Genomic DNA, 6,348 nt, shown 5'->3' on the forward strand with positions numbered 1-6,348 from the left:
CGGGCGCAGGCGCAGCGGGCGCAGGCGCAGCGGGCGCGGCCGTAGCGGGCGCGAGGCGACCGCGGCGGCGCTCCAGCGCGGCGGCGAAGACGAGCGTGACGGCGCCGACGAGCACGCCCATGTACTCGTTGCCCATCCCGTAGTAGCGGGCCCCGATCATCGGATCGTAGCCGAGCACCGATCGCTTCATTCCTTCCGCTCCGGTAACGCCGTCGAGCAGCAGCGCCGCCGCCGTTATCGCGCTCAGCCAAACGGCGGCCCGCAAAGCTCGGGTCCTGAATATGCAGATGCACGCAATCGACGCCGTCCCGGCGACAAACAGAGCCGCTTGCCCTTTCCAGGGCAGCGGCTTCGTCATATGCAGCCAGCCGACGGCCAGCAAAACGAGCGGGGCGGCCAGAAGGGCGAGCAGCAGCGCTTCGACCGGGCGGGCCGCCTTGAACATTTTGCCCCAGACGACGAGCAGCGCCGTCAGCATAACCGCGGCTTCGACCGATACGAACGGGATAAGCGCCCGCGGCCGAAGCCGGTATACTTCCAGGATCGTCTCGAGCTCCGTCCGTAAAGCTTCCAGGGCATCCGTTCTCTCGGTCACTTCCATCGCCTGCCCTGTCGCAACGTAAGGCGCCGGGATGCCGAAAGCGGCCAAAACGGTTGGCGCAAAATCGGTCGCCGTCACCACGCCTTCCCGACGCGTGCTCGGCGATGTAAGCAGCCCGCCGGAAACGCCCGGACCATTATATACAACGGGAGCGAGCAGCAGCTTGCTCCTCGTCGCCTCCACCCCGACGAACGGCGATACGAGCCACAGCGTTTCTCCCGGTCGAAGCCGGTTCGCAATGCCGCCGACAAACGCATCGAGACGGCGCAGCGCGGCAAGCTTCTGCGTCCGCGCCAGATCGTTCCCGTATAGCGGCGCTTCCGTTTGAAAGCGCAGCAGGTCGCCCCATTCCAGAAGGACGACGGACGGCCCGCCGATCGATTCCCAAGCATGCAGCAAAGCCGATGGATCCGCCCTCGTCCCGGTAGGGGCGGCAGGATCGGTCACAAGCATGCCCCCGTCAACGCCGCCAAGCGGCACCCGTCCGCTTTCGTCCATGACGGCCAATGGAGCGTATCGTTTGCGCTCCTGCGGCGTATCGCCGTTGCCGTATACGGCTGTCGCGATGCCGTGCCGGCGCAAAAGCTCTCCGAGCAGACCGGGACGAGCCCGATGCGGGCCGTTTTCGTTGCGCCGGCGAATGGCGGCGATTTCGGGCACGACGACGCCCGTCTCGTCCGGCTCCCGTCCCGTCAATCTTCGGTACAGCTCCGCGCCCGAGCGGTCTCCGCCCTCTCCGCGCGCGTTATGGGCGAGATAGCCGGAGCCGCTGATCGCCGGCGCTCCGGCTCCCAATGTCGCATAGGCGTCCTCGAGCCCTTTCTCGGGCGTGCGTACGTTCATCGCTCCGATCGCGCCCTGCCGAATGAGCCGGCTCAGCTCGGGTAGGCCGCTCAATACGTCCTCGCTCCAATCGAGAAACGACCAGCCCGGGACGGAGACGATCGTCACTTTGCCGCTTGCCGCCGGCAAGTCGCCGGCTGCCGCGGTCGAAGCTTTTCCGTCGCCGGACAGGCGAACCTGATGCGACTTGTCCCCCGACGATCCGGCTGCCGCATAAACCGGCGCAGCGCTTCCCGCCAACGAGGCGATAATGGCGGCAATGATACAAACGGGAACAAATGTTCTATTTTTTATAGCTGTATATCTCATGCTCGACGACACCTCGACATCAACAATAAACGGCCGTAACGATTTCCATGTTTTAGAATGCCCGGTTTCTCCGTTTCCGAATCAATCCACAGCCGCCGCTTTTATGCACAGCGTTATCCCCAGGTGCATAAGCGAAAAAGTCCTGATTTGACGCGATTTCACACGTTCATCCACAATGTTATCCCCATTATCCACAATTTTGGCGAAAAAACTTATTCCATTCCGCGCCGAAACGGATCCTTTGCTGCTGCTGGCTTTGCACAACTTGTACACAGTATGCACAAGGGATGTGGATAACTTTATCCACATCCCTTGCAGTTCAGATGGAGGCTTGCATCGAAGAGAACGTCTGCCCTCGGGCGATCCGTTTTTTGATCCAAGACTTGCAGAGTCGGCACGTGAAAAGATAAGTTCAGTTCGGATATGTATCCGTATATGTTGAATCATTAAGCGGCCATAATCGTGTTTCGGATACTCCGAACCTTGCCCGTTCCGGTTTTATCGGAACAATTGCAATCGAAACGGTCGGGATCCCTCATTCACATCTGGCGTTCGGCTTACCCGATCGTACAACTCGCATCTTGCAGGAATTTCTCCATCTATACTTATCCCTGATAGGCACTGGCTTCGATTAACCGGAAAAGCTCCCGGAAATCCGACGCCGCATCGGTAAGATGCGCAATTCGGGCATAGTTAACGGGAGGTTTTCCCGCAATTGGGGCGGAAACGTGGAAAACGGCAAAAATAGCATCAGGTTTTCCCTTTACTTATGATGCCCGAAGGCGGTAAGGAGAAGCGACTTGCAGCGAAAGGCCGACTCCGCTGCCTGACGCACGGTTTCGTTCGTTAGCCCCGGCGACGCGTTGTTTCGCTGCAATGACGGCGGTCGGTCGACCGCATGCGCCCAGCGGACCTATTTGGCATATCATTGCGATTGCCCCGCGAATGCAGGAATCGACCCGACCCTTAGCGGTGTCGCCGAACGCATTCCAGAAATTTTCCGGCTCATAGCCGCCGTCGTTGAAAGTTCGGCCAATTGGGAACCGGATCTTTCATCGCTTGGCGACAGCAATCCGACTTATCCACAGATTTATCCGCATTTTATTCACAATGGGCAAAAAAAAGGAACCGCGCTCCATTCGCACAGTTCCGAAACAAACAAACCGAATGCCGCCCCAGCGGCCGTTCGTCAATTCCCCGCCAGCTTCGCCGGCGTTTTCACCGACCACTCCTCCAGCGACAGCACCGGCTCGGCCTTCAGGTCGAGCTGCGACAGCTCGCCGCTCTCCCACTTCAAAAACGCGGCGGCCGCGATCATCGCCGCGTTGTCGGTGCACAAAGACAGCGGCGGCACGAGCAGCGGCAGCTTCTCCCGCCCGCACCGCTCGGACAGCGCCTCCCGCAGCCCTTTGTTGGCGGCTACGCCACCGGCGAGAAGCAGCTGCTTCGCCCCGAACGAGCGCGCAGCGCGGATCGCCTTCTCGACCAGCACCTCCACGACGGAATCCTGGAAGCCTTTGGACAAGCTGGCCGGATGCAGAACGTCGCCGCGCATTTTCGCCTGGTTCAGCGCGTTTAGCACGGCCGACTTCAAGCCGCTGAAGCTGAAATCGTACGAGTCCGGCTCCAGCCACGCGCGCGGCAGCGGCACGGGTTCGTCCGCCTGATGGGCGAGCCGGTCCACGTGCGGACCGCCGGGATACGGCAGCCCCATCGCCCGCGCGACTTTGTCGTACGCTTCGCCGGCGGCGTCGTCGCGGGTTTGTCCGATAATGCGGAATACGCCGGGCGACGGAACGTGCACGAGCTCCGTATGGCCGCCCGACACGACGAGAGCGACGAGCGGGTAGTCGAGCTCGCGCACGAGCCGGTTCGCGTATATATGTCCGGCGATATGATGAACGCCGATCAGCGGAATTTGCAGCGCGCAGGCGAGCGTTTTCGCCGCCACGACGCCGACGAGCAGCGCACCGACGAGCCCGGGGCCCTGCGTAACCGCGACGGCGGACAAGTCGGTGAGCCGAATGCCGGCAGCCCGCACCGCTTCGTCGATCATCAGCGTGATGCTTTCCACGTGTTTGCGCGAGGCGATTTCCGGCACGACGCCGCCGTACCGTTTATGCGTATCGATCTGGCTCGAGACGACGTTCGAAAGAATCGTCGTTCCGTCTCGCACGACGGCGACGGACGTTTCGTCGCAGCTCGTCTCCACGGCCAGAATCAGTCCCGGCCGCGCTCCCGTTCGTTCGTGCTTGTTCGTGTGCGTCGTCATTCGCGTTCCCGCGCTCCTTCCTCCGACAACCGGCCCAAATGCGCCCACATGATGATCGCGTCTTCTCCGTTGTCGGTGTAATACCCTTTGCGCAAGCCGGCCGGGATGAAGCCGAGCTTCGCGTACAGCCGCTGCGCGACGATGTTGGACGTGCGCACCTCGAGCGTAATGCGCTCCGCGCCGAGAAAAACGGCGGCCGACTGGATCCGGATCATGAGCCTCTCGCCCAGCTTGCGCCCCCGGTAAGCCGATCGCACCGCAACGTTCGTGACGTGGGCTTCGTCCATAATGAGCCACATGCCGCCATAGCCGACGATTTCGCCGTCCAGCTCCATGACGATGTAATGGGCGAAATGGTTGTTCGTCAATTCGTTATGAAACGCCCCGGCCGTCCACGGCGTCGTGAACGATTCCTTCTCGATTTCGCATATCGTCTCGATATCCTCGACCCGCATCGGCCGGAACCGAAGCCCGTCTTCCTCCACCCGCTCAGTCGGCTCCAAACGGATCGCCCCCCCGCATTTCCTTCTGCAGCAGCTTGACCTCCGCTTCGGCGAGCTGCGTATAATTCGGCACAAGCGCATGCGTATCGTCCGCTTCCCCGTTTCGGATACGCCGCCAAGCGAGCTCGGCGATCGCGGCCGCGCCGATTTCGCTCGCCCGGATCGTCGTCTCGCACCCGCGCCAAGCTTCGAGCGTCTCGCGGAAGCCCGCCGTCTCGCCGCCGAATACGATGCGCGCCGGCGCGACGCCTTGCGCGTCGGCGTCCAAGAGCAGCGCTTCCAGCTCGCCGAGCAGATCCGTCACGACGCGGATGCCGTCTCCGGCCACCTCGCGCCACCCGGCCGGGCCGGATTCGTAAACGGCGCAGTACGCCTGCTTTCGCCTCGCGTCCAGCAGCGGAACGTACCAGACCGCTTCGGCCGGCGGCTTCGCCCCCATCTCCAATGTATGAGCGTCCCCGAGCGCCAATGCTTCCAGTCCCGACACCCCGACGACGGGGATGCCGAGCGCCCAGGCGAACGTCTTCGCGACCGTGACGGCGATCCGTACGCCGGTATAGGAGCCCGGGCCGGTGCCGACCGCCACGGCGTCCAGGTCGGCGGGAGTCATGCCGGCCTCCCGGAGCATGTCGTCGATTTCCGGCAGCAGCTTGATCGAATGGTTGCGCTCCGTTTCCGAGCGCCTCTCGGCCGCGATCCGGCCCTCGTCCGAAATCGCGACGGTCAGCACGCGCGTCGACGTGTCGACGGCAAGCAGCTTGCTTATGGCGGAATGGCTTCGTTCTGTCTTCGTCATATCGTCCCGTTCTCCTTCAACCGGCGGCACCACCGCTCGTACCGTTCCCCGTGCGGCGTCAGCTCGAACATCCGCGCCGTTACGCCGGTCCGCCGGATGCGGATCGCCAAATAGTCGTCCGGCAGCAGGTCCGTTATGCGCTCCGCCCATTCGACGAGCGTGACGCCGTCGCCGAAAAAGTAGTCGTCCAAGCCGAGATCGCCGGCCTCCTGCCCGGATATCCGATACACGTCCATATGGTAAAAAGGGAGACGGTCCCCCTCGTACTCTTTAATAATCGTAAATGTCGGACTGTTCACGACGCCCTTTACCCCGAGCGCGCGCGCGACCGATTGGGAAAATCGGGTTTTGCCCGCCCCCAGATCGCCGTCCAGGGCGACGACCGTCCCGGCGTCCATCATGCCGGCCAGCAGCTCGGCCAAGCGGGCGGTATCGGCCTCGCCGTTCGATGCGTACGTATACGTGCTCGTACCCGTCTCCCCCTATCAGCTAAAATGGTTATACCCTTTCTTGCCGAGCGGCACCCCGGCCTCGCCGGGCGACCGGACGAGCGTCACGCCCGACGCCGTGCCGACGCCGTCTCCGTCCGCCGCGACGACTTCGCCGACGAACCAAAGCGCAAGGCCCGCCCGCTCGAACGAGCGGGCCAGCTCCGCGGCATAGGCCGCCCGCACCGTGCCGAGCAGCTCGTAATCTTCGCCGCCGTACAGCGCGAAGTCGAGCGGGTCGGTCCCGACGGAAGCGGCGTACTCGCGCAGCCCGTCGGTCAGCGGAATGCGGTCCCCGCGCAGCACGAGACGGACGCCCGACGCTTCCGCGATTTCCCATGCTTCGCTCGCGAGGCCGTCGCTGATGTCGTTCAGCGCTCCGCACATGCCCGGCTTCGCCGCGGCGAGCAGCCTCCCCGCGTCGAGCCGCGGCTCGGGAAGCCGGTGCGCCCGCGCCAGCGGCCGAATCGTCCCCGGCAGCTCCTCCAGCGGCCCGGCCGCGCCCCCGCGCGACAGCAGCGCGCGAAGACCGGCCG

At 63.5% G+C, this 6,348-nt stretch carries 4 protein-coding genes and 2 pseudogenes; all 6 read right to left on the reverse strand.

What is annotated here, in order from left to right; genetic code table 11:
- Positions 1 to 1,753 (reverse strand): annotated as a pseudogene (locus PV407_RS10160) (hypothetical protein); the annotation flags it as partial.
- 1,189 nt (positions 1,754 to 2,942) lie between these two features.
- Positions 2,943 to 4,025: a tRNA (adenosine(37)-N6)-threonylcarbamoyltransferase complex transferase subunit TsaD gene (gene tsaD, locus PV407_RS10165; protein ID WP_332089807.1), complete on the reverse strand. Its 1,083-nt coding sequence runs from the start codon at positions 4,023 to 4,025 to the stop codon at positions 2,943 to 2,945.
- Positions 4,022 to 4,528, reverse strand: a complete 507-nt coding sequence (gene rimI / locus PV407_RS10170; RefSeq protein ID WP_332089808.1) for a ribosomal protein S18-alanine N-acetyltransferase — start codon at positions 4,526 to 4,528, stop codon at positions 4,022 to 4,024. Before rimI ends, tsaD begins: the two co-directional genes overlap by 4 nt.
- On the reverse strand, positions 4,515 to 5,324 hold the full coding sequence (tsaB, locus tag PV407_RS10175) for a tRNA (adenosine(37)-N6)-threonylcarbamoyltransferase complex dimerization subunit type 1 TsaB (protein WP_332089809.1): 810 nt from the start codon (positions 5,322 to 5,324) through the stop codon (positions 4,515 to 4,517). The genes rimI and tsaB overlap by 14 nt, the downstream gene beginning before the upstream one ends.
- Positions 5,321 to 5,785, reverse strand: a pseudogene (gene tsaE, locus PV407_RS10180) (tRNA (adenosine(37)-N6)-threonylcarbamoyltransferase complex ATPase subunit type 1 TsaE); the annotation flags it as partial. The gene tsaB and the pseudogene tsaE, both read right to left, overlap by 4 nt.
- 24 nt (positions 5,786 to 5,809) lie before the next feature.
- Positions 5,810 to 6,348, reverse strand: a 539-nt coding sequence (locus PV407_RS10185; protein ID WP_332089810.1) for a thiamine-phosphate kinase, incomplete at its 5' end; no start/stop codon positions are given.

The organism is Paenibacillus sp. GYB003 (genome assembly GCF_036577625.1).
In the GTDB taxonomy this organism is placed as follows: domain Bacteria; phylum Bacillota; class Bacilli; order Paenibacillales; family NBRC-103111; genus Paenibacillus_AB.

Excerpts from the sequence above, each read along its gene's own strand:
- tsaD (WP_332089807.1), bottom strand. The coding sequence starts at position 4,025 with ATGACGACGCACACGAACAAGCACGAACGAACGGGAGCGCGGCCGGGA.
- tsaB (WP_332089809.1), bottom strand. The coding sequence starts at position 5,324 with ATGACGAAGACAGAACGAAGCCATTCCGCCATAAGCAAGCTGCTTGCC.